The organism is Kitasatospora sp. LaBMicrA B282 (genome assembly GCF_050325825.1).
Lineage (GTDB): Bacteria > Actinomycetota > Actinomycetes > Streptomycetales > Streptomycetaceae > Kitasatospora.
Map to the genome: position 1 here is coordinate 1 of NZ_JBNQTI010000094.1, position 19,403 is coordinate 19,403.

17 protein-coding genes are annotated in these 19,403 nt (G+C 72.5%); 4 read left to right on the plus strand and 13 right to left on the minus strand.

Annotated features, from left to right (window positions below):
• The first annotated feature begins 195 nt into the window (after positions 1–195).
• Complete coding sequence (locus ACQRUO_RS24030) at positions 196–1,554, plus strand: alpha/beta hydrolase family protein (RefSeq protein ID WP_428318112.1); 1,359 nt, start codon at positions 196–198, stop codon at positions 1,552–1,554.
• Between the two features lie 278 nt (positions 1,555–1,832).
• On the opposite strand, the gene ACQRUO_RS24035 is transcribed toward ACQRUO_RS24030, so the two are convergent.
• Together ACQRUO_RS24035 and pruA are read right to left on the minus strand one after the other, a co-directional pair.
• On the minus strand, positions 1,833–2,762 hold the full coding sequence (locus ACQRUO_RS24035; RefSeq protein ID WP_428318113.1) for a proline dehydrogenase family protein: 930 nt from the start codon (positions 2,760–2,762) through the stop codon (positions 1,833–1,835).
• A 132-nt stretch (positions 2,763–2,894) separates the two neighbouring features.
• Positions 2,895–4,523, minus strand: coding sequence for an L-glutamate gamma-semialdehyde dehydrogenase (pruA, locus tag ACQRUO_RS24040; protein WP_428318114.1), 1,629 nt, complete (start codon positions 4,521–4,523; stop codon positions 2,895–2,897).
• Between the two features lie 155 nt (positions 4,524–4,678).
• Between pruA and ACQRUO_RS24045 the strand changes: the two genes are divergently transcribed.
• Positions 4,679–6,301: a PucR family transcriptional regulator gene (locus tag ACQRUO_RS24045; protein WP_428318115.1), complete on the plus strand. Its 1,623-nt coding sequence runs from the start codon at positions 4,679–4,681 to the stop codon at positions 6,299–6,301.
• A 48-nt stretch (positions 6,302–6,349) separates the two neighbouring features.
• Here the strand turns inward: ACQRUO_RS24045 and ACQRUO_RS24050 are convergent, their stop codons facing one another.
• The gene (locus tag ACQRUO_RS24050) at positions 6,350–7,606 is read right to left on the minus strand and encodes a hypothetical protein (protein WP_428318116.1); all 1,257 of its coding nucleotides are present in this window, start codon (positions 7,604–7,606) and stop codon (positions 6,350–6,352) included.
• 239 nt (positions 7,607–7,845) lie between these two features.
• On the opposite strand from ACQRUO_RS24050, the gene ACQRUO_RS24055 reads away from it, so the two are divergent.
• Complete coding sequence (locus tag ACQRUO_RS24055; RefSeq protein ID WP_428318117.1) at positions 7,846–8,328, plus strand: SRPBCC family protein; 483 nt, start codon at positions 7,846–7,848, stop codon at positions 8,326–8,328.
• A gap of 58 nt (positions 8,329–8,386) precedes the next feature.
• Here the strand turns inward: ACQRUO_RS24055 and ACQRUO_RS24060 are convergent, their stop codons facing one another.
• On the minus strand, positions 8,387–10,033 hold the full coding sequence (locus ACQRUO_RS24060) for a hypothetical protein (protein WP_428318118.1): 1,647 nt from the start codon (positions 10,031–10,033) through the stop codon (positions 8,387–8,389).
• Between the two features lie 325 nt (positions 10,034–10,358).
• Here ACQRUO_RS24060 and ACQRUO_RS24065 point away from each other — a divergent pair, with 325 nt between their 5' ends.
• Complete coding sequence (locus ACQRUO_RS24065) at positions 10,359–11,678, plus strand: MFS transporter (RefSeq protein ID WP_428318119.1); 1,320 nt, start codon at positions 10,359–10,361, stop codon at positions 11,676–11,678.
• A gap of 7 nt (positions 11,679–11,685) precedes the next feature.
• Here ACQRUO_RS24065 and ACQRUO_RS24070 read toward each other — a convergent pair whose 3' ends face one another.
• The 9 genes from ACQRUO_RS24070 to ACQRUO_RS24110 all read right to left on the minus strand — a co-directional run bounded on the left by ACQRUO_RS24070 (position 11,686) and on the right by ACQRUO_RS24110 (position 19,282).
• Entirely contained in the window at positions 11,686–12,348 is a 663-nt protein-coding gene (locus ACQRUO_RS24070; protein ID WP_428318120.1) for a Uma2 family endonuclease, read from the minus strand.
• A gap of 124 nt (positions 12,349–12,472) precedes the next feature.
• On the minus strand, positions 12,473–12,808 hold the full coding sequence (locus tag ACQRUO_RS24075) for a metal-sulfur cluster assembly factor (RefSeq protein ID WP_428318139.1): 336 nt from the start codon (positions 12,806–12,808) through the stop codon (positions 12,473–12,475).
• Between the two features lie 84 nt (positions 12,809–12,892).
• Positions 12,893–13,345 carry a Fe-S cluster assembly sulfur transfer protein SufU gene (gene sufU / locus ACQRUO_RS24080; protein WP_428318121.1) on the minus strand — a complete coding sequence of 151 codons (453 nt, stop codon included), beginning with the start codon at positions 13,343–13,345 and terminating at the stop codon, positions 12,893–12,895.
• A 14-nt stretch (positions 13,346–13,359) separates the two neighbouring features.
• Positions 13,360–14,625, minus strand: coding sequence for a cysteine desulfurase (locus tag ACQRUO_RS24085; RefSeq protein ID WP_428318140.1), 1,266 nt, complete (start codon positions 14,623–14,625; stop codon positions 13,360–13,362).
• Positions 14,626–14,630: 5 nt separating this feature from the next.
• The gene (gene sufC, locus ACQRUO_RS24090) at positions 14,631–15,395 is read right to left on the minus strand and encodes a Fe-S cluster assembly ATPase SufC (protein ID WP_428318122.1); all 765 of its coding nucleotides are present in this window, start codon (positions 15,393–15,395) and stop codon (positions 14,631–14,633) included.
• Between the two features lie 5 nt (positions 15,396–15,400).
• Positions 15,401–15,724 (minus strand): non-heme iron oxygenase ferredoxin subunit, encoded by a 324-nt coding sequence (locus tag ACQRUO_RS24095; RefSeq protein WP_428318123.1) that lies wholly within the window; start codon positions 15,722–15,724, stop codon positions 15,401–15,403.
• The gene (gene sufD / locus ACQRUO_RS24100) at positions 15,721–16,953 is read right to left on the minus strand and encodes a Fe-S cluster assembly protein SufD (RefSeq protein ID WP_428318124.1); all 1,233 of its coding nucleotides are present in this window, start codon (positions 16,951–16,953) and stop codon (positions 15,721–15,723) included. The genes ACQRUO_RS24095 and sufD overlap by 4 nt, the downstream gene beginning before the upstream one ends.
• 59 nt (positions 16,954–17,012) lie before the next feature.
• A complete protein-coding gene (sufB, locus tag ACQRUO_RS24105; protein ID WP_428318125.1) occupies positions 17,013–18,428 on the minus strand; it encodes a Fe-S cluster assembly protein SufB in 1,416 nt (471 codons plus the stop codon).
• Positions 18,425–19,282, minus strand: a complete 858-nt coding sequence (locus ACQRUO_RS24110) for a helix-turn-helix transcriptional regulator (RefSeq protein WP_428318126.1) — start codon at positions 19,280–19,282, stop codon at positions 18,425–18,427. Before ACQRUO_RS24110 ends, sufB begins: the two co-directional genes overlap by 4 nt.
• Positions 19,283–19,403 lie beyond the last annotated feature (121 nt).

The window sequence follows — 19,403 nt, forward strand, 5'->3', positions numbered from 1 at the left end:
CGGCTTCTCGTCAGTCGCCGATGCTCCGCATGGACTCCCTCCTCGGCGCCGCCGATGCACGCACCCCAACGCCGCCGCGCCCGCCCTTCGGGCGGACGACGGGGGTTTGAAGACAGGCCCTAGGGAGACCCCGACCCGGGAAACCGGGAATCCTCCCGATGGCAGCGGCCCTGACGCACCATCACGATGGTCCCCATGACCACCACCTCGCCCGCCAGCACCCCGTCCGCCAGCACCTCGCCCACCACCCCGACCCGCCGGCGCCACCACCACCGCAGCACCCTCAAGCTGGCCGCCGTCGGCGCGGTCGCCGCACTCTGCACCCTCACCGCCACCCTCCCGGCCGCCGCCACCACCCCCACGGCCGGCCCCACGGCCACCTCCACGGCCACCCCCACCCCCGCCCGGCACCTCGCCCTGCCCGCCCCGACCGGCCGGTACCAGGTGGGCGAGGTGTCGCTGCACCTGGTGGACCCCTCCCGGCCCGACCCGTGGCAGCCGGCAGTCCCCTACCGCGAGTTGATGGTCAGCGTGTTCTACCCGACCACCCACCCCGGCGGCCGCCCGGCGGCGCCCTACATGCTGCCGCAGGCCGCCGCGCACTTCGACAGCACCACGGCCACCGGGTACCTCGGGCTCGGCACCACGCCCGGCCAGGCCGACTGGGCGGACACCGTGACCCACGCGGCGCTCGGCGCCCCCGTCGCCACCGGGCGGGACGGCGGCCTGCCGGTCCTGCTCTACGCGCCGGGGCTGGTCGAGCCGCGCACCTGGGGGACCACCCTGGTGACCGACCTGGCCAGCCGCGGCTACGTGGTGGTCACCGTCGACAGCACCTACGAGTCGCCCGAGGTGCAGTTCCCGGACACCAGCCCGGCCCGCCCGGGCACCCTGGCCACCGTGGACCTGTCGGGCGTCACCGACCCGAACGCCTACATCCAGAAGGCCCTCGCCGTCCGGACCGCCGACGCCCGCTTCGTGCTCGACCGGCTCCAGCAGCTGAACGACGGTCAGAACCCGGACGTGGACGGCCGGCGACTGCCGCACGGGCTGGCCGGGGCGCTGAACCTCTCCGAGGTCGGCATGTTCGGCCACTCGCTGGGCGGCACCGCCGCCGCCACCACGATGGACGCCGACCCGCGGGTCAAGGCGGGCCTCGACATGGACGGCAACCTGAACAACCAGGACGGTTCGCTGATGCCGGTCGCCGAGCACGGCCTGGACCGGCCCTTCCTCCTGCTCGGCAAGGACGGCACGACCGACACCGGCCCGGGCTGGCAGGCCTTCCGCGCCAACACCCCCGGCTGGCACGCCCAACTCACCCTGAAGGGCTCCGAGCACGACAGCTTCACCGACGCGGAGGCGCTGGTCCCGCAGTTGGGCCTGCCCGCCGCCACCCGGACGACCGACATCGGCACCATCGACCCGGCCACCGCCATCCACACCGACGAGGCGTACGTCGCGGCCTACTTCGACCACTTCCTGCGCGGCTGCTCCGGCCGGCTGCTGGACGGACCGGTGCCGCAGTACCCGGACATGGAGTTCGTGCGGTGACGGGCCGCACCGGCGCACCGGCCGCGGCCGGCCGCACCCGCCTCGTCCATCAGCCGTCGAACCGCCGTTGATCCACCGTCACTAACGTCTCCAGCGGCCGGAAAGAGACCCCCGATCCGGCCGACGGGCCGACGGCGCCGCCTTCTACCGCAGACGGCGGCGGCGCCGCCGGCCCAGCCACCGACCGGGAACGCCCGCGGCCCAGCCGCCGCCCGGGAACGCCGCCGGCCCGCACCCCGGAATCCGGGATGCGGGCCGCAGGTCGGAACCCCCGGGCGTCAGCCCCGGGTCGCCATCGCGCGCAGGAAGAACGTCAGGTTGGCCGGACGCTCCGCCAGGCGGCGCATGAAGTACCCATACCACTCCTGCCCATACGGCAGGTAGACCCGCATGGTGTTGCCGGCCTCGGCGAGCCGCAGCTGCTCCTCGGGGCGGATGCCGAAGAGCATCTGGTACTCGAAGCTGTCGCGGGTGCGCCCGTTCCACTCGGCCAGCTGGCCGGCGATCTTGATCATGTTGGGGTCGTGCGAGGCGACCATCGGGTAGCCCTCGCCCGCCATCAGGATCTTCAGCGCCCGCACGTAGGCCAGGTCCACCTCGCGCTTGCCCTGGAAGGCGACCGACTCGGGCTCCTTGTAGGCGCCCTTGCAGATCCGGACCCGGGAGCCGGGGCCGGAGAAGTCCTTGCAGTCCGCCTCGGTGCGGCGCAGGTAGGCCTGCAGCACGACGCCCAGCCACGGGAAGTCGGCGCGCAGCTCGCGGGCGATCCCCAGGGTGGAGTCGGTGGTGGTGTGGTCCTCCATGTCCAGGGTGACCGTGGTGCCCGCGTCCCGGGCCGCCTCGCAGATCCGCCGGGCGTTCTCCAGCGCGATCTTCTCGCCGTCCACCGGCAGGAACTGGCCGACCGCGGAGAGCTTGACCGAGACCTCGGCGTCGGCCGCCAGCCCGGTCTCCTTCAGCGCCTTGAGCAGGTGCTCGTAGGCCTCGGCGGTGCCGGCGGCCTGGCCAGCGTCCTTGGTGTCCTCGCCCAGGTGGTCGAGGGTCACCTTGCGACCGGTGGCGACCAGGTCGTCGGTGGCGGTGATGCCCTGGTCGAGCAGCTCGCCGGCGACGAAGCGCTCGACTATCGCGTGGGTCGGCGGGAACTTCTCGACCATGGTGCGCACCTGCGGGGAGCGCGAGGCGGCGAGGAGGGCGGAACGGAGCATCGGGACTCCTGGATCACAGGTGTGGGGGAGGCAGGAAGGCCCGGGCGGCGGGTGCGCCCGGGGGAACCCCTCGAGGAAAGGGGTGGGGGCTGGCGGTGCGGGTGGGCCGCCGCCCCCGGTGACGTGCGGCCGTCAGCCCTGGTGCGGGTAGCGGTAGTCCGTCGGCGGGACGAAGGTCTCCTTGATGGAGCGGGCCGAGGTCCAGCGCAGCAGGTTCTGCGCGGCGCCGGCCTTGTCGTTGGTCCCGGAGGCGCGGCCGCCACCGAAGGGCTGCTGGCCCACCACGGCGCCGGTCGGCTTGTCGTTGATGTAGAAGTTGCCGGCCGCGAAGCGCAGCTTGTGCATCGCGTCCTGGGCGGCGGCGCGGTCCTGGGCGATGATCGAACCGGTCAGGCCGTAGGCCGAGACCGACTCCATCTGCGCCAGCATCGCGTCGTAGTCCTCGTCCTGGTAGACGTGCACGGCGAGGATCGGGCCGAAGTACTCCTCGCGGAAGTACTCGCCGGCCGGGTCCTGGCAGACCAGCACGGTCGGGCGGACGAAGTAGCCCACCGAGTCGTCGTAGGTCCCGCCGGCCAGCACCTCGACCGTCGGGTCGGCCTGGGCGCGGTCGATCGCGGCCTTGTTCTTGGCGAAGGCGCGGTCGTCGATCACGGCGCTCATGAAGTTCGCCAGGTCGGTGACGTCGCCCATGGTCAGGCCCTCGACCTCGGCCTGGAACTCGTCCTTCAGGCCGGCCCAGAGGGAGGCGGGGACGTAGGCGCGGGAGAGCGCCGAGCACTTCTGGCCCTGGAACTCGAAGGCGCCGCGGGTCATCGCGGTCTTCAGGATCTTCGGGTCGGCCGACGGGTGGGCGACCAGGAAGTCCTTGCCGCCGGTCTCGCCGACGATCCGCGGGTAGCTGCGGTAGCCGGCGATGTTGTTGCCGACCTCGCGCCACAGGTGCTGGAAGGTCTTGGTGGAGCCGGTGAAGTGGATGCCGGCCAGCGCCGGGTGCTTCAGCGCCACCGCGGAGACGTCCAGGCCGTCACCGGTCACCATGTTGATGACGCCCTTGGGCAGGCCGGCCTCCTCCAGCAGCTGCATCAGCAGGTGCGCGGAGAACTGCTGGGTCGGCGACGGCTTCCAGAGCACCACGTTGCCCATCAGCGCCGGGGCGGTGGGCAGGTTGCCCGCGATGGCGGTGAAGTTGAACGGAGTGATCGCGTAGACGAAGCCCTCGAGCGGACGGTGGTCGGTGCGGTTCCACACGCCGGGCGAGGAGATCGGCTGCTCGGCGATGATCTGCCGGGCGAAGTGCACGTTGAAGCGCAGGAAGTCGACCAGCTCGCAGGGGGTGTCGATCTCCGCCTGCTGGGCGGTCTTGGACTGGCCGAGCATGGTGGCGGCGGCCATGGTCTCGCGCCACGGGCCGGCCAGCAGGTCGGCGGCGCGCAGGAAGATCGCGGCGCGCGAGTCGAAGGAGAGCGCCTGCCAGGCGGGAGCGGCCGCCAGGGCAGTGTCGATGGCGTCCCGCGCGTCGTCCTGGGTGGCGTTGCGCAGGGTGCCGAGCCGAGCCGCGTGGTTGTGCGGCTGGACGACGTGGATCTCGGTGCCGCCGCCCATCCGGCGCTCACCGTTGATCGTCATGGTCAGCTGGACGGGCTCCTGGCCCCCCAGCTCCTTCAGCTTGGCCTCCAGACGGGCCCGTTCGGGGGTCCCGGGGGCGTAGCTGTGGACCGGCTCGTTCACCGGCGCGGGGACCTGGGTCACAGCATCCATGAGCGCGCGCTCTCCTTCGAGTCGTGGGGGGTGGGCCAGTGCGGGGGTCACACGCGGGCCATGAAGGAACGTTAAGGCGCGCACCAGGCCCACATGGTTGGCCAGGCGGCTAAAGTCATCCGTACGGCATTGTCCGAGCGGATGAAGGGAAAGCGATGAGCACTCCGCCGCTTCCCCCGCCCGCCCCCCAGGCGGGCCTCCCGCTGCGCCGGCTGCTGATGTCGCTCGGCGAGCCGTTGGTCGAGCTGCAGGCCGCCCCGGCCGGGCTCGAGGTCCCGGTGCGCGACGTGGCCATCCTCGACCCCGAGGACCCGGCCACCGCCAACCCCGGCGAGCTGGTCCTCGCCATCGGCGCCCGCGGCCGGGCCGCACTGCCCGCGCTGCGCGCCGCGGGGCGGGCCGGGGCGGCCGCCGTCGCGGTCAAGCTGGACGCCCCCGGCCAGGCCGACGCGCTGCGCGAGGCCGCCACCGAGGCCGGGGTGGCCCTGCTCTCGGTGCGCAGCGAGACCCGCTGGGAGCACCTGGACGCCCTGGCCCGCGCGGTGCTCGGCGGCGCCGACGCCCCCGAGGCCACCGAGCACAGCGCCGGCGACCTCTTCTCGCTCGCCCAGACCACCGCGGTGCTGACCGGCGGCATCGTCTCCATCGAGGACACCTCCAGCCGGGTCCTCGCCTACTCCCGGTCCGCCGACTCGGACGAGGTGGACGACCTGCGCCGGCTCTCCATCCTCGGCTGGCAGGGGCCCGAGCCGTACCTGTCCAAGCTCCGCGAGTGGGGCATCTTCCAGCACCTGCGCACCTCGGACAGCGTGATCGCGGTCGAGCCGCACCCCGAACTCGGGCTGCGCCGGCGGCTGGCGATCGGCATCCGGGCCGGTGCCCAGCCGCTCGGCACCATCTGGGTCCAGGAGGGCTCCCAGCCGCTGACCGAGCAGGCCGAACAGGCGCTGGTCGGCGCCGCCCGGGTGGCCGCGGCCCAGCTGGTGCGCCGCCGCCGCGAGGTCTCGGCCGACGTGCGGCTGACCCAGACCCTGCTCACCGGCCTGCTGGAGGGCAGCACCGGGCCGCAGTCACTGGCCACCCACCTCGGCCTGCACCCGCACCGCCCGGCCACCGTGCTCGCGTACGCCGCCGTCGGTGCCGACCTGAGCCGCACCGAGGTGACCGGCCTGATCTCGGTGCACACCGCCGCCCGGCACCGCAGCGCGCTGCTCGCGCCGATCGACACCCGGGTCTACGTGCTGCTGCCCGAGCTGCCGGCCAACCTGCCGATGGCCACCGTCCGCGACTGGGCGGCCGAGGTGGTCGGCGCCGCCCGCGACCACCTGGGCGTGGAGCTGCGGGCCGCGATCGGCAGCACCGTGCCGGGACTCGCCCAGGTCCCGGCCTCCCGGGCCCAGGCCGACCGGATCCTGGACGCGATGGGCCGCGGCGGCGTGGTCCCCGAGGTCGCCGCGCTGATCGACGTGCAGGCCGAGGTGCTGCTCAGCGAGGTGCTCGCGCTGCTCCAGGAGCGCCCGGCGCTGCGCGACCCGCGGCTGGCGGCGCTCACCGAGTACGACACCCGGCACGGCACCAGGCTGGCCGAGTCGGTGCTGGCCTGGCTGGACGCGCTGGGCGAGGTGCGGGTGGCGGCGCAGTCCCTGCACATCCACCCCAACACGCTGCGCTACCGGGTGCGCCGGGCCGAGCAGCTGACCGGGATCGACCTCACCCAGCCGCAGCAGCGGCTGCTGGCGATGCTCCAGCTGCGGCTGCCACCGGAGGAGCTGCACTGAGCGGAGGCGGACCGGGGGGTGCCATCCGAGCGGCCGCAGCCGGCTGGTTCAGCGCGTCCGCTCCCGGCGCCACTGCTCCCAGGCGGTGAGCCAGCTCTGCTCGGCGAGCGTGATCTCGGCCGCCGCGAGGTTGCGCTTGCGGGTCAGGTCCTCCCAGGCACGCTGGGCCGGCAGGCTCGGCACCTGGCTGGCGAACGCGGTGTAGCGGATCACCTCCTCCAGCGCGGCCCGCCCGGACACGCCGCCGTCCACCCCGCCGACCAGCCAGTCCGTCCGCTCGGCCAGCAGCAGCAGGTGACCGACCATCGAGCCGACCGCGGTGCTGGCCTCCTGACGGCTCTCCGAGGCGAAGTGCATCTGCTGGCGCACCGCGGCCTCCCACTGCTCCGGGGGCTCGGAGACCCGCAGCCGGCGCGGCATCCGGGCGTGGCCGCGGGAGAGCCGGTGCGCCCGGTGGGCCAGCGCCCGCTCCACGCTGAACTCCAGCAGCGCCCGGTGCGCGTCCAGGCCGGTGAGCGCCAGGTTGCCGCGCTGCGCCCGGTCCAGCCGCTGCCGGCGGCGCGCGGACACCTCCCGCAGCAGCTCGGTGCGCCCGGTGGCGAACCGCTCGTGGTCCCTGGTGTCCAGCCGGTCCAGCACGATGTCGGCCGGCCCGATCCCACGGCCGCAGACCAGCACCACCGAACCGTTCAGCAGCAGCCGCCCGGCCCACACCGAGCGGGCCCGGGCCGCGATCCCGGTGCCGGCCCCGCTCTCCTCGTGGATCTGCACCGCGATCGGCTCGCCCTCCACGCCGATCCACTCGCGCAGCGCGCGGACCCGGCCGGGGCTGTCGCCCTCGTCGATGCCGAGTTGCTCGTAGACCCGGTCCCGCTCCCGCTCGACCAGCTCCTCCGGCTCGGGCAGCGGCAGGTAGCGCTCCACCCCCGGCTGGTAGGTGCGGACGGTGACGTAGGGGCCCTCCAGCGAGGTCCAGTCACCGGAGCGCAGCTCCACCCAGACGGTCTCGCCGCCACGCGCCTCGTAGCCGCTCATCGCGTCGCTGTCGGCGGCGGCGACACCGGCCGCGTCCCCGACCACCGGCGCCGCCCCGCGCACCCCGCGCCCGGCCCGGTCCACCCCGTAGACCGGGAAGTCGAGCGCCGTGAAGACCCGCCGGACGTGTTGCTCCTGCTGCGTGTAGTACTCCTCGTCGGCCAGGCCCTCGCCGTCGACCACGCCCTCGCAGGCCCCGGGACCGGGACCGAGCGGCACCGCTGCTGCGTCGTCCGGGTCCGCGGTCCAGCTCCCGCTGCTGATCGTCACCTTCGCCGCACCCCCGGGCTCGCCGTCGTTCTGGTCGCGGACCGCCGACGACCCAGGAGATGGCAGCCGCCCGGCCGGTGGACCGCGTTCGCCCACGATACGTGGGCGTGACCTGCCGGGCCATCAGCTTCCCTCGTACGGTGGGCAGATACCCGGTTGGGCCGCGGCGCAACGCCGATCCACCGTATGTTGTCGGGTGCCGCTGCCCACCCGGCGAAACGGCAGGGAGCCCGCCCGTGATGGACTTCAACCACTACCACCTGGTCAGCAGCTGGCGGCTGCCTGCGGCACCGGAGGTGGTCTACCGGGTGCTGCGGGACGTCGAGCGCTACCCGGACTGGTGGCCCGAGGTGCGCCAGGTCCAGCAGCTCGACGGGCAGCGCGGCCGGCTGCGGATCCGCTCGCTGCTCCCCTACGACCTGGTGCTCACCGCCCGGGAGCGGCGCCAGGAGGAGCACCCCGACCGGCTCGGCGGGGTGCTGGAGGCCGAGCTGACCGGCGACCTGGCCGGCTGGTCCCGCTGGACCGTCACGCCCGACGGCCGCGGGCCGGACGGCGGCCCCGCCACCCTGGCGGTGTTCGAGGAGGAGGTGCGCGGCGGCACCGCGCTGATGCGCCGCCTCGCACTGCCGGGCCGTCCGTTCTTCCTGGCCAACCACGCGCTGATGATGCGCTCCGGGCGCCGCGGGCTGCTGCGCCACCTGCGGGCGACCGCCGCCTGACGCCGGGGACCGGGGACCGGGCGTCACCCCGGTCGGAGCGTCACCCCGGCCCCGGGCGTCACCCCTGCTTCGAGCGCGCCTTGAACGCCGCCTTGCGGGCCTCCTTGGCCACCTGCCGGTCCGGGTGCAGCTCGCCGACCGCCTCCAGCACCCGCGCCGTGTGGTGGTGCTCGACCCGCCACAGCTCGCCGAAGAAACCGGCCGGGTCCTCGGTCACCGGCATCCCGGCGATCAGCTCGCGCAGCGCCTCGGCGTCGCCCTCGCTGTCCAGCAGCTGGGCGGCGAAGGTGTCCACCGTGGTCCACAGCACCATCGGACGGCTCGGCGCGGGCACGTCCGCCGCGCCGCGGGAGACCAGCCAGGCCCGCGCGCCGCCGCCCAGCTCCGGGTCGTCCAGCACCTCGCGGGCCACCGGCTCGGCCGCCTCGCCCAGCTCGGCCAGCGCCAGCTGGGCCAGCATCCGGCGCAGCGGCGCCCGCTCGTCGGCACCGCGGGCGGCCGCCAGCACCTCGCGGGCGGCGGCGGCCGGCTCCCGGTCGACCAGCCAGACCCGGATCTCCTGCTCGGGCAGCACGTTGGCGGAGTCGGCGATGCCCTGGAGCAGTTCGGCGGCGGTGCCGCCGGCCAGCTCGCCGACCAGCGGCGCGTCGTAGCCCTCGTCCAGCAGCCACTGGCGGATCCCGTACTGGCCGAGCGGGGTGAGCCTGACCAGGCCGAACCGGGCCGCCTCCGCCTCGTCCAGCGGGCGGTCCTCGGCGCCGGGCTCGACGCTGCCGGCGGTGCCCGCCGCGTCGTCGGCGGGCTCCTCCTCGTCGAACAGCTCGGGGTCGATCGGGTGGTACTCCAGCAGGCCGATCTCGGCCAGGTCGGTCAGCATCGGGTCGAGTGCCACCATCACGTCGGTGATGTCGCCGAGCATCTCCTCGTCCGGCTCCTCGCCCTCCGGCACCACCAGCAGCGCGGCCAGCACCCCGAGCGGCACCGTCTCCTGGCCCGGCTCGGCGAAGGCGGTGGCCTCGTAGAGCACCTGGAGCGCCTCGTCGAGCAGCTCGGCCGCCTCCTCCTGGACCTCCTCGTACTGGGCCAGCAGCTCCTCGGCCCGGTCGTCGTCGGCCTGCTCGCCGGCGTCCGGCTCGGCGTCCAGCGGCTCGATCTCGGCGGCCAGCTCGACGATCACGTCGGCGGCCGAGAGCCACAGCTCCAGCACCGACTCCGGGTCGCCGGCCTCCACCGGGGCCAGCTCCTCGCTCGGCCCGGCCAGCCGGTTGCCGTCCGCGTCGTGCGCGACCAGCACCAGCTCCAGGTCGCCGGCCAGCGACCAGGCCCGCATCGCCTCCAGCACCGCCTCCTCGGAGACCTCGCCGCTCTCCGGGGCCAGCCCGAGGAACCGGGCGGCGGTCTCCCGGTCCGCCTCCAGCAGGTCGCCCAGCTCGTCGACCGGGCGGGCGGGAGCGCTCCATCTCGCGAGCCGGACCGCGCGCTCGATCAGCGGCACGGCCAGCGCGGCCGCGGCCAGCTCGCCCTCGGGCAGCAGCCGGACCGGGGGGACCATGATCGACAGATCGTCCAGGTCCTCCTCCTCCGAGCCATGGGCGCCGTAGAGGTCGGCCAGCTCGAAGTCCGCGGGCAGCAGGCTCTCGCTGCCGGGCACCGCGTCCGGCCCGGCCTGAGGGTGGTCAGGGTTCTTGCGGCGTCGTCCGGCCATCGAGCGCGAGCTCCTCGTGAGAGTTCCTGGTGAGGATCGGTCCTGCACTGCGATCAGCGTATCGGCCGACCCGGCGGCGGCGCCCGTCCTGTGGGGGGCGCGCGCCACCCGGGCACGCCGGTTTCACACCACCCCGTATCCTTCTACTGACCCCGTGCACACCCCGCCCGCGGTCACGCCTGGGCAAAGACGCCCACCCCTTCAGCTCACACACCCGCTCCACCACGGTCCTCCCGCACCCACGGCCACCACCACAGCGCCACCGGACGGGCGAGCCGGCCCCCGGCCGGCCCGCGGTGGCGCCCGGCCACAGGAGACCCCTGCCATGGCGGACCTCTCCCCTGCCGGCACCGGCCTGCGCACCGCGCCGTCCGGCACCCGGCTCTCGGAGGCCCTGCTCCCCCTGGAGCTCGCCCCCCGGGCCCAGCTCCAGCTCGCCGCCGTCAGCCGCTGGAACGCGCTGCGCGGCATCCGCGTCGGACTCTGCTCCGCCGCCCTGCTCCTGCTGCTGATCGGGGCCAACCTGGCCACCCCGGTCTACCCCCTGTTGCAGCAGCGCCTGGGCCTGAGCGCCTTCGACACCACGCTGCTCTTCACCGTCTACGTCTTCGCGCTGGTCCCGACGCTGGCCGCGGCCGGGCACTGGTCCGACCTGGTCGGCCGCCGCGCGCTGATCCTGCCCGCGGTCGGCCTGGCCGCCAGCGGCGACGCGATCTTCGCCACCGCGAACTCCTTCGGCCAGCTGGCCGCCGGCCGGGCCGTGCAGGGCATCGCCGTGGCGCTGGCCACGGGCGCCGCCGGTGCCGCCCTCGGCGACCTGCTGCCCGACCACCCGACCCTGGCCGCCAAGCTCACCCTGGCCTGCTCGGCCGGCGGCGTGGCCCTCGGCCCGGTGGTCGGCGCCTCACTGGCCGGCGGCGCGCACCCGCTGCTCACCCCGTTCCTGGTGCACGCGGTGGCCCTGCTGGTGCTCTGCGTGCCGCTGGCCCTGGTGCACCCCCGGATGCCCGGCGCCCGCCGCCCGCACGGGACGCCGCCGCGGATCACCACCGCGCTGCACCTGCGCCCGCGCAAGCTGACCGTGCCGGCCGCCGGACGCCGGGTCTTCCTGCTCGCCTCCGGCGCCGGCTTCGTCTCGTACGCGGTCTTCGGCGTCTACCTGAGCCTGGCCCCCGCCTTCTCCGCCGGCCTGCTGCACACCCACGACCGGATGGTCGGCGCCGTGGTCGCCGCGCTGCTGCTCGGCTCCTCCGCGGCCGCCCAGCTGCTGATCCCGCCCACCGCGAACCGCCGGATCATCGCCCTCGGCATGACCGGCCTGGCCCTCGGCCTCGGCCTGGTGGTCACCGCCGAGTACGCCCACGTCGCGGCCCTGCTCTTCCTCGGCAGCGTGCTCGGCGGCACCTGCCAGGGGATCGCCTTCCGCTCGCTCTTCACCTCCGCGGTCGCCGCCATGGACCCGGCCCGGCGCGGCAGCGAGATGAGCACCCTGTGGGTGATCGTCTACCTCGGCAGCTCCCTGCCCATCGTCTCGGTCGGCGCCCTCTCCCAGCACTACGGCCTCCTCCCGGCCGTCAGCGGCTTCGCCGTCGTCGCGGCAACGGCCTGCCTGGGCCTGGCCGCCGCCGTGCTGAAGCGGGCGTAGCGGGGATTCAGTCCTCCCAGGGGCGCCACAGGTCGGTGCGGAACTCGAACCCGAACGGTTCGGGCAGCCGCACCGGCTCCCCGAACTTCCAGCTCAGGAGTTCCTCGTAGCGCCCGGCGAAGCGGTCGGGGTTGCCGTACAGGGTGATGCAGGCTTGCTTGGGGTCCCGGTCGACGAGCAGGTAGTGGCCGATACCGGCGCGGGCGTAGCCGTTCCACTTGGTGCTGGTCGCGCGCCGGCCGGCCACCGGTACGCGGTCGTTGTTCGCGTTCGACTTCGAGGTGACCTCGACGACCAGCTCGACCTGGTGGGGCACGAGGAACGCAGGGCGTTCGGACCAGGCCTGGCGTTCCGTGTCCACGTGGAAGACCTGCAGATCAGGAATGTAACCGTCGCCGAACTCGACTACGTCGAGGCCGAGGTTCTGCATGGTCCGCCACGGGAACTCCGGGTCGGTGACGCCCCGGACGTCGATCACCCGCTGGATGGTGGCGATGATCCCGGCGTGCTCGAAGACAGGCGCAGGCGACACGACGATCTCCCCCCCGATCACCTCCACCCGCATGTTCTTCGGCAGGTGCAGATGATCGGCCAGCTCGCCCCGCACCCACATCGCGTACGGGGAATCGGGCAGCGTGTAATGAAAATGCGCGATCGCAGCTACGGACACCTCGGTACTCCCTCCACGCTCGCGGACCCAGCCTTACCCAGGGTAGGCAGATATACCACTGCCGCGTGACTCATTCCCCCGAAGGGGCGAGGCACGCGGCAGTGGTGTTGACGGCGGAGGACGCTCAGACGTTGAAGCCCAGCGCGCGGAGCTGCTCGCGGCCGTCGTCGGTGATCTTGTCGGGGCCCCACGGCGGCATCCAGACCCAGTTGATCCGCAGGTCCTTGACCAGGCCGTCGGTGGCGGTCTTGGCCTGGTCCTCGATCACGTCGGTCAGCGGGCAGGCCGCCGAGGTGAGGGTCATGTCGATGGTGGCGACGTCGCCCTCGTCGATGTGGATGCCGTAGATCAGGCCCAGGTTGACCACGTCGATGCCGAGCTCGGGGTCGACGACGTCCATCAGGGCCTCGGTGAGGTCCTCGACGGAGACGGTGCCTGCGGTGGTGCCGACGATGGCCATCGGGCCCTCGGCTGCCGCCTCGGCGGGGGTTTCGGGGGCCGGGGTGCCGGCCTCGGTCTCACTCATGCTCTCGGTCCTCGTCGATTAGTTGGAGACGGCCGGCTGCTCGGCCAGCGCCTTGGCGGTGGCGTCCTTCCAGGCCATCCAGCTGAGCAGCGCGCACTTGACCCGGGCCGGGTACTTGGAGACGCCGGCGAACGCGACCGCGTCCTCCAGCACCTCCTCGTCGCCCTCGCCCTGGCCCTTGCTCTGCATCAGTTCCAGGAAGGCCTCCTGGATCCGCTGGGCCTCCCCGACCGGCTTGCCGACCACCAGGTCGTTCAGCACCGAGGCGCTGGCCTGGCTGATCGAGCAGCCCTGCGACTCGTAGGAGACGTCGGCGACCAGCGCACCGTCCAGCCGCACCCGCAGGGTGATCTCGTCCCCGCAGGTCGGGTTGACGTGGTGCACCTCGGCGTCGCCGTCCCGCAGACCCTTGCCGTGCGGGTTGCGGTAGTGGTCCAGGATGATCTCCTGGTACATGGAGTCGAGCTTCATGGCGCCGTCACCCCTCAGCCGAAGAAGTTGCGGACGTGGTGCAGCCCGTCGATCAGCAGGTCGACCTCGCCCGGCGTCGAGTACAGGTAGAACGACGCCCGGGTGGTCGCCGGAATTCCGTACCGCAGGCAGACGGGGCGGGCGCAGTGGTGGCCGACCCGGACCGCGATGCCCTGCTCGTCCAGCACCTGGCCGACGTCGTGCGGGTGGATGTCGCCCAGCACGAAGGAGATCGCGGCACCGCGGTCCACGGCCGTGCGCGGGCCGATGATCCGCAGGTCGGGCACCTCCTGCAGGCGGTTCACCGCGTACTCGGTGATCGCGTGCTCGTGCGCGGCGATCCGCTCCATGCCCACGTTGGACAGGTAGTCGATCGCCGCACCCAGCCCGACCGCCTGGGCGATCGGCGGGGTGCCGGCCTCGAACTTGTGCGGCGCCGGGGCGTAGGTGGACGAGCCCATGGTGACGGTCTCGATCATCTCGCCGCCGCCGAGGAACGGCGGCAGGTCCTCCAGCAGCTCCTGCCGGCCCCAGAGCACGCCGATCCCGGTGGGGGCGAGCATCTTGTGGCCGGTGAAGGCGACGAAGTCGGCCTCCAGCGCCTGCACGTCCAGCACCATGTGCGGGGCGGCCTGGGAGGCGTCGATCAGCACCAGCGCGCCGACGTCCTGGGCGCGGCGGACGATCGCCTCGACCGGGTTGACGGTGCCCAGCAGGTTGGAGACCAGGGTGAAGGAGACCACCTTGGTCTTCTCGGTGATCAGCTGGTCGATGTTCGACAGGTCCAGCCGGCCCTCGTCGGTCAGCCCGAACCACTTCAGCTTCGCGCCGGTGCGCTGCGAGAGCAGCTGCCACGGAACGATGTTGGAGTGGTGCTCCATCTCGGTGATGACGATCTCCGAGTCCGCGTCCACGCGGTACGGCTCGTCGGCCCAGCCGAGCATGTTGGCGACCAGGTTGAGCGACTCCGAGGCGTTCTTGGTGAAGATCACCTCGTCCCGGCTCGGCGCGTTGACGAACGCCGCGACCTTGTCGCGGGCGCCCTCGTACAGCGCCGTGGCCTCCTCCGCCAGCACGTGCACGCCGCGGTGCACGTTGGCGTTGTGCCGCTCGTAGTAGGCGGAGAGTGCGTCGAGCACCTGGCGGGGCTTCTGCGAGGTGGCCGCGTTGTCCAGGTAGACCAGCGGCTTGCCGTCGTGCAGCAGCCGCTGCAGCACCGGGAAGTCCTTGCGGATGGCGTCGGTGTCGAGCAGCCCCGTCAGCGTCGAGCCGGGATGAATGGTTGTCACTCGGAAGCGCCGCCCTTCACGTAAGCCTCGTAGCCCTCGTTCTCCAGCTTGTCGGCCAGCTCGGCACCGCCGGACTCGACGATCCGACCGGCGGCGAAGACGTGCACGTAGTCGGGCTGGATGTAGCGCAGGATGCGGGTGTAGTGGGTCACCAGCAGGGTGCCGACCTCGCCGGTCGAGCGGACCCGGTTGATGCCCTCGGAGACGATCCGCAGCGCGTCGACGTCCAGGCCGGAGTCGGTCTCGTCGAGGATCGCGATCTTCGGCTTGAGCAGCTCCAGCTGGAGGATCTCGTGCCGCTTCTTCTCACCGCCGGAGAAGCCCTCGTTGACGTTGCGCTCGGCGAAGGCCGGGTCCATCTGGAGCGCCGCCATGGCCTCCTTGACCTCCTTCACCCAGGTGCGCAGCTTGGGGGCCTCGCCGCGGACCGCGGTGGCGGCGGTGCGCAGGAAGTTGGAGACCGAGACGCCGGGGACCTCGACCGGGTACTGCATGGCCAGGAAGACGCCGGCGCGGGCGCGCTCGTCCACCGACATGGCCAGCACGTCCTCGCCGTCCAGCAGCACCTCGCCACCGGTGACGGTGTACTTCGGGTGGCCGGCCAGCGAGTACGCCAGGGTCGACTTGCCGGAGCCGTTGGGGCCCATGATGGCGTGGGTCTCGCCCTGCTTCACGGTCAGGTCGACACCGCGGAGGATCTCGCGCGGGCCGTTCTCCGCATCGACGGAGACGTGCAGGTCACGGATTTCAAGGGTAGCCATGGTGCTCAGGACTCCTGGGTGACGGAGACGAGCACGTCGTCCCCTTCGATCTTGACGGGGTAAACGGGGACCGGCCGGGTGGCGGGCAGTCCGGAGGGCTTGCCGGTGCGCAGGTCGAAGGTGGAGCCGTGCAGCCAGCACTCGATCCGGCAGTCCTCCACCTCGCCCTCGGAGAGCGAGACGTTCGCGTGCGAGCAGATGTCGTTGATCGCGAACACCTCGCCCTCGGTGCGCACGACGGAGATCGCCAGGCCGCTGCCGAGCTCGATCCGCTTGGGCGTGTCCTCGCCCAGCTCGCTCAGCGAACAGACGCGCTTGAACTCGCTCATGCGACGCCCGCCAGCTCGGACTCGATCTTCTCCATCAGGTGGTCGTGGATCTCGGCCACGCCGATCTGCTGGACCAGCTCGGCGAAGAAGCCGCGCACCACCAGGCGGCGGGCCTCCTCCTCCGGGATGCCGCGGGCCTGCAGGTAGAAGAGCTGCTCGTCGTCGAAGCGACCGGTGGCCGAGGCGTGGCCGGCGCCGACGATCTCGCCGGTCTCGATCTCCAGGTTCGGGATCGAGTCGACCCGGGCGCCGTCGGTGAGCACCAGGTTGCGGTTGTGCTCGTAGGTGTCGGTGCCCTCGGCGGCCGCGCGGATCAGCACGTCGCCGACCCAGACCGCGTGCGCGTCCTGGCCCTGCAGCGCGCCCTTGTAGACCACGTTGGAGCGGCAGTGCGGGGTGTCGTGGTCGATCTGGAGGCGGTGCTCCAGGTGCTGGCCGGCGTCGGCGAAGTAGAGGCCGAAGAGCTCGGCCTCGCCGCCGGTGGCCGCGTAGGTGACCCGCGGGTGGATCCGGACCAGGTCGCCGCCGAAGGTCACCACGACCGACTTGAGCGAGGCGTCCCGGCCGACCAGCGCGGTGTGCTGGGCGGCGTGCACCGCGTCGCGCTCCCAGTCCTGGACCGAGACGAAGGTCAGCTTGGCGCCGTCGCCGACCTGCAGCTCGACGTTGGCGGCCCGGGTGCCGCTGCCGGTGTGGCTGAGCACCACGACCGCCTCGGCGAACGGCTTGACGTCGATCACCACGTGGGCGAAGCGGACGCCGCCCTCGCCGTGCACGTCGATCCTGACCGGCTCGGTGAGCACCGCGTCCTTGGGGACGGTGACCACCAGCGCCTGCTCGAAGGCGCTGAACGCCTGCGCGGCGACCCGGTCGACCGGCTTGCCGGCCCTGCCGATCCGCTCGTCGTCGCGGCCGACCAGGTCGGCGGTGACGCCGTCCGGCAGCGAGAACTCGACCTTGTCCTCACCAGCGGCGGCCTTGACGGCCGTGCCGTCGTGCAGCCCGGCCAGGCGGTGCAGCGGGGTGAACCGCCAGTCCTCCTCGCGGCCGGTCGGCACCGGGAAGTCGTTCACGTCGAACGAGGGCTCGACCGCGACCCGGGCGTCGATCGGCTGCCGCACGGAGTCGCGACCGGTACCGGGACCGGCCAGCTGGGCGCCGGCACCGGCGGTACCGACCTCGATCGACCCCGCAGTGGTCGACCCGGGAGTGTTCTGAACGTCAGCCATGGCTGTTCGTGTTGCTCTCTTCCTCAAAGTGTCGGTGGGATCCGGTGACTGACTGGAGGTCAGCCGACGGAACCCTCCATCTGCAGCTCGATCAGCCGGTTGAGCTCCAGCGCGTACTCCATCGGCAGCTCGCGCGCGATCGGCTCGACGAAGCCGCGGACGATCATCGCCATCGCCTCGAACTCGGTCATGCCGCGGCTCATCAGGTAGAAGAGCTGGTCCTCGCTGACCTTGGAGACGGTCGCCTCGTGGCCCATCGACACGTCGTCCTCGCGGACGTCCACGTAGGGGTAGGTGTCCGAGCGGGAGATCGTGTCCACCAGCAGCGCGTCGCAGAGCACGTTGGACTTGGCACCCTTGGAGCCCTCGCCGATCTCGATCAGACCGCGGTAGGAGGTGCGACCGCCACCGCGCGCCACCGACTTGGAGACGATGTTGGAGGAGGTGTTCGGCGCCATGTGCACCATCTTGGCGCCGGCGTCCTGGTGCTGGCCCTCGCCCGCGAAGGCGATCGACAGGGTCTCGCCCTTGGCGTGCTCGCCCATCAGGTAGACGGCCGGGTACTTCATGGTGACCTTGGAACCGATGTTGCCGTCGATCCACTCCATGGTGGCGCCCTCGTAGGCCACGGCGCGCTTGGTCACCAGGTTGTAGACGTTGTTCGACCAGTTCTGGATCGTCGTGTAGCGGCAGCGGCCGCCCTTCTTGACGATGATCTCGACCACGGCGCTGTGCAGCGAGTCCGAGGAGTAGATCGGCGCGGTGCAGCCCTCGACGTAGTGGACGTAGGCGTCCTCGTCGACGATGATCAGCGTCCGCTCGAACTGGCCCATGTTCTCGGTGTTGATCCGGAAGTAGGCCTGCAGCGGGATGTCGACGCGCACGCCCTTCGGCACGTAGATGAACGAGCCGCCGGACCAGACCGCGGTGTTCAGCGCGGCGAACTTGTTGTCGCCGGCCGGGATCACGGTGCCGAAGTACTCGTGGAACAGCTCCGGGTGCTCCTTGAGCGCGGTGTCCGTGTCGAGGAAGATCACGCCCTGCTGCTCCAGGTCCTCGCGGATCTGGTGGTAGACGACCTCGGACTCGTACTGCGCGGCGACACCGGCGACCAGGCGCTGCTTCTCCGCCTCCGGGATGCCGAGCTTGTCGTAGGTCGCCTTGATGTCGGCGGGCAGGTCCTCCCAGGACTCCGCCTGCTTCTCGGTCGAGCGCACGAAGTACTTGATGTTGTCGAAGTCGATGCCGGTGAGGTCCGAGCCCCAGGTCGGCATGGGCTTCTTCTCGAACAGCTTCAGGCCCTTGAGGCGCAGGTTGAGCATCCACTCGTCCTCGGACTTCTTGCCCGAGATGTCGCGGACGACCTCCTCGCTCAGGCCGCGCTTGGCCACCGAGCCGGCCGCGTCGGGGTCCGACCAGCCGTACTCGTAGGTGCCCAGACCCTCGAGCTCCGGGTGGGAAACGGTGTCAGTCATGCGGGGTTCCTCCGCGCGGACGTAGCAGGTGCTTCTTCGGTGGTCGTACCGGCAGTCGGCGCTGCACCGGTGCCCCGCTGGGGCGACGGTGCGGCACCGGGTGCCGGCACATAGGTGGTGCAGACCCCGTCGCCGTGGGCGATGGTGGCCAGCCGTTGCACGTGGGTGCCCAGGAGCTGGGAGAAGACCTCGGTCTCCGCCTCGCAGAGCTGGGGGAACTGCTCGGCGATGTGCGCGACCGGGCAGTGGTGCTGGCAGAGCTGGGCGCCGGCCGGGGCTTTCGCCGCCGCGGCGGACGGCACGCGCCGCACCGTGGCAGCGTACCCGTCGGCACTCAAGGCCTGCGCGAGCGCCTCCGTCCGCTGGTCGGCCGTGGCCTGCTCCAGCGCGTCGAGGTACTTCTGGCCCTGGCGGGCGAACCGGGCCCGGGCGAAGGCGGCGACCGCCTCCGCACCGGCCTCGCCGCCGCCGCTGGCCTCCGCGATCCAGCGCAGCGCGTCGGCGGCGAGCTGGTCGTAGGCCTGGTAGAAGGCGTCCCGGCCGGACTCGGTGAGGGCGAAGACCTTCGCCGGGCGGCCGCGGCCGCGGCTGCCGTAGACCCGCTGCTCGCGGGACTCGACCAGACCGGCGGCGACCAGGCCGTCCAGGTGGCGGCGGACCGCGGCGGCGGTCAGGCCGAGCCGGTTGGCCAGGTCGGCGGCCGAGGAGGGGCCGTGGTCCAGGATGGAGCGGGCGACCCGGTCGCGGGTGGCGCGGTGGCCGTCCAGCAGCACCTCGGTCGCGTTCGCGGGCACCGGAGAACCGGGGGCCGACTCGGCCTCCGGTTGCTGGGGATGCTCGCGCACGTTTTTCACAACACCATTGTTGCGTAATTGCTTCCGGCCGAACAAGCGGTGACCCACGCCTCAGCGGTGGGATCGGTCACGGAAGGTAAGCCTTACCTGAGGCTTCGCCGCAGGGGCTCTTACACTTCCC

Excerpts from the sequence above, each read along its gene's own strand:
- ACQRUO_RS24030 (WP_428318112.1), top strand. The coding sequence starts at position 196 with ATGACCACCACCTCGCCCGCCAGCACCCCGTCCGCCAGCACCTCGCCC.
- ACQRUO_RS24035 (WP_428318113.1), bottom strand. The coding sequence starts at position 2,762 with ATGCTCCGTTCCGCCCTCCTCGCCGCCTCGCGCTCCCCGCAGGTGCGC.
- pruA (WP_428318114.1), bottom strand. The coding sequence starts at position 4,523 with ATGGATGCTGTGACCCAGGTCCCCGCGCCGGTGAACGAGCCGGTCCAC.
- ACQRUO_RS24045 (WP_428318115.1), top strand. The coding sequence starts at position 4,679 with ATGAGCACTCCGCCGCTTCCCCCGCCCGCCCCCCAGGCGGGCCTCCCG.
- ACQRUO_RS24055 (WP_428318117.1), top strand. The coding sequence starts at position 7,846 with ATGGACTTCAACCACTACCACCTGGTCAGCAGCTGGCGGCTGCCTGCG.
- ACQRUO_RS24060 (WP_428318118.1), bottom strand. The coding sequence starts at position 10,033 with ATGGCCGGACGACGCCGCAAGAACCCTGACCACCCTCAGGCCGGGCCG.
- ACQRUO_RS24065 (WP_428318119.1), top strand. The coding sequence starts at position 10,359 with ATGGCGGACCTCTCCCCTGCCGGCACCGGCCTGCGCACCGCGCCGTCC.
- ACQRUO_RS24075 (WP_428318139.1), bottom strand. The coding sequence starts at position 12,808 with ATGGCCATCGTCGGCACCACCGCAGGCACCGTCTCCGTCGAGGACCTC.
- sufU (WP_428318121.1), bottom strand. The coding sequence starts at position 13,345 with ATGAAGCTCGACTCCATGTACCAGGAGATCATCCTGGACCACTACCGC.
- sufC (WP_428318122.1), bottom strand. The coding sequence starts at position 15,395 with ATGGCTACCCTTGAAATCCGTGACCTGCACGTCTCCGTCGATGCGGAG.
- ACQRUO_RS24095 (WP_428318123.1), bottom strand. The coding sequence starts at position 15,724 with ATGAGCGAGTTCAAGCGCGTCTGTTCGCTGAGCGAGCTGGGCGAGGAC.
- sufD (WP_428318124.1), bottom strand. The coding sequence starts at position 16,953 with ATGGCTGACGTTCAGAACACTCCCGGGTCGACCACTGCGGGGTCGATC.
- sufB (WP_428318125.1), bottom strand. The coding sequence starts at position 18,428 with ATGACTGACACCGTTTCCCACCCGGAGCTCGAGGGTCTGGGCACCTAC.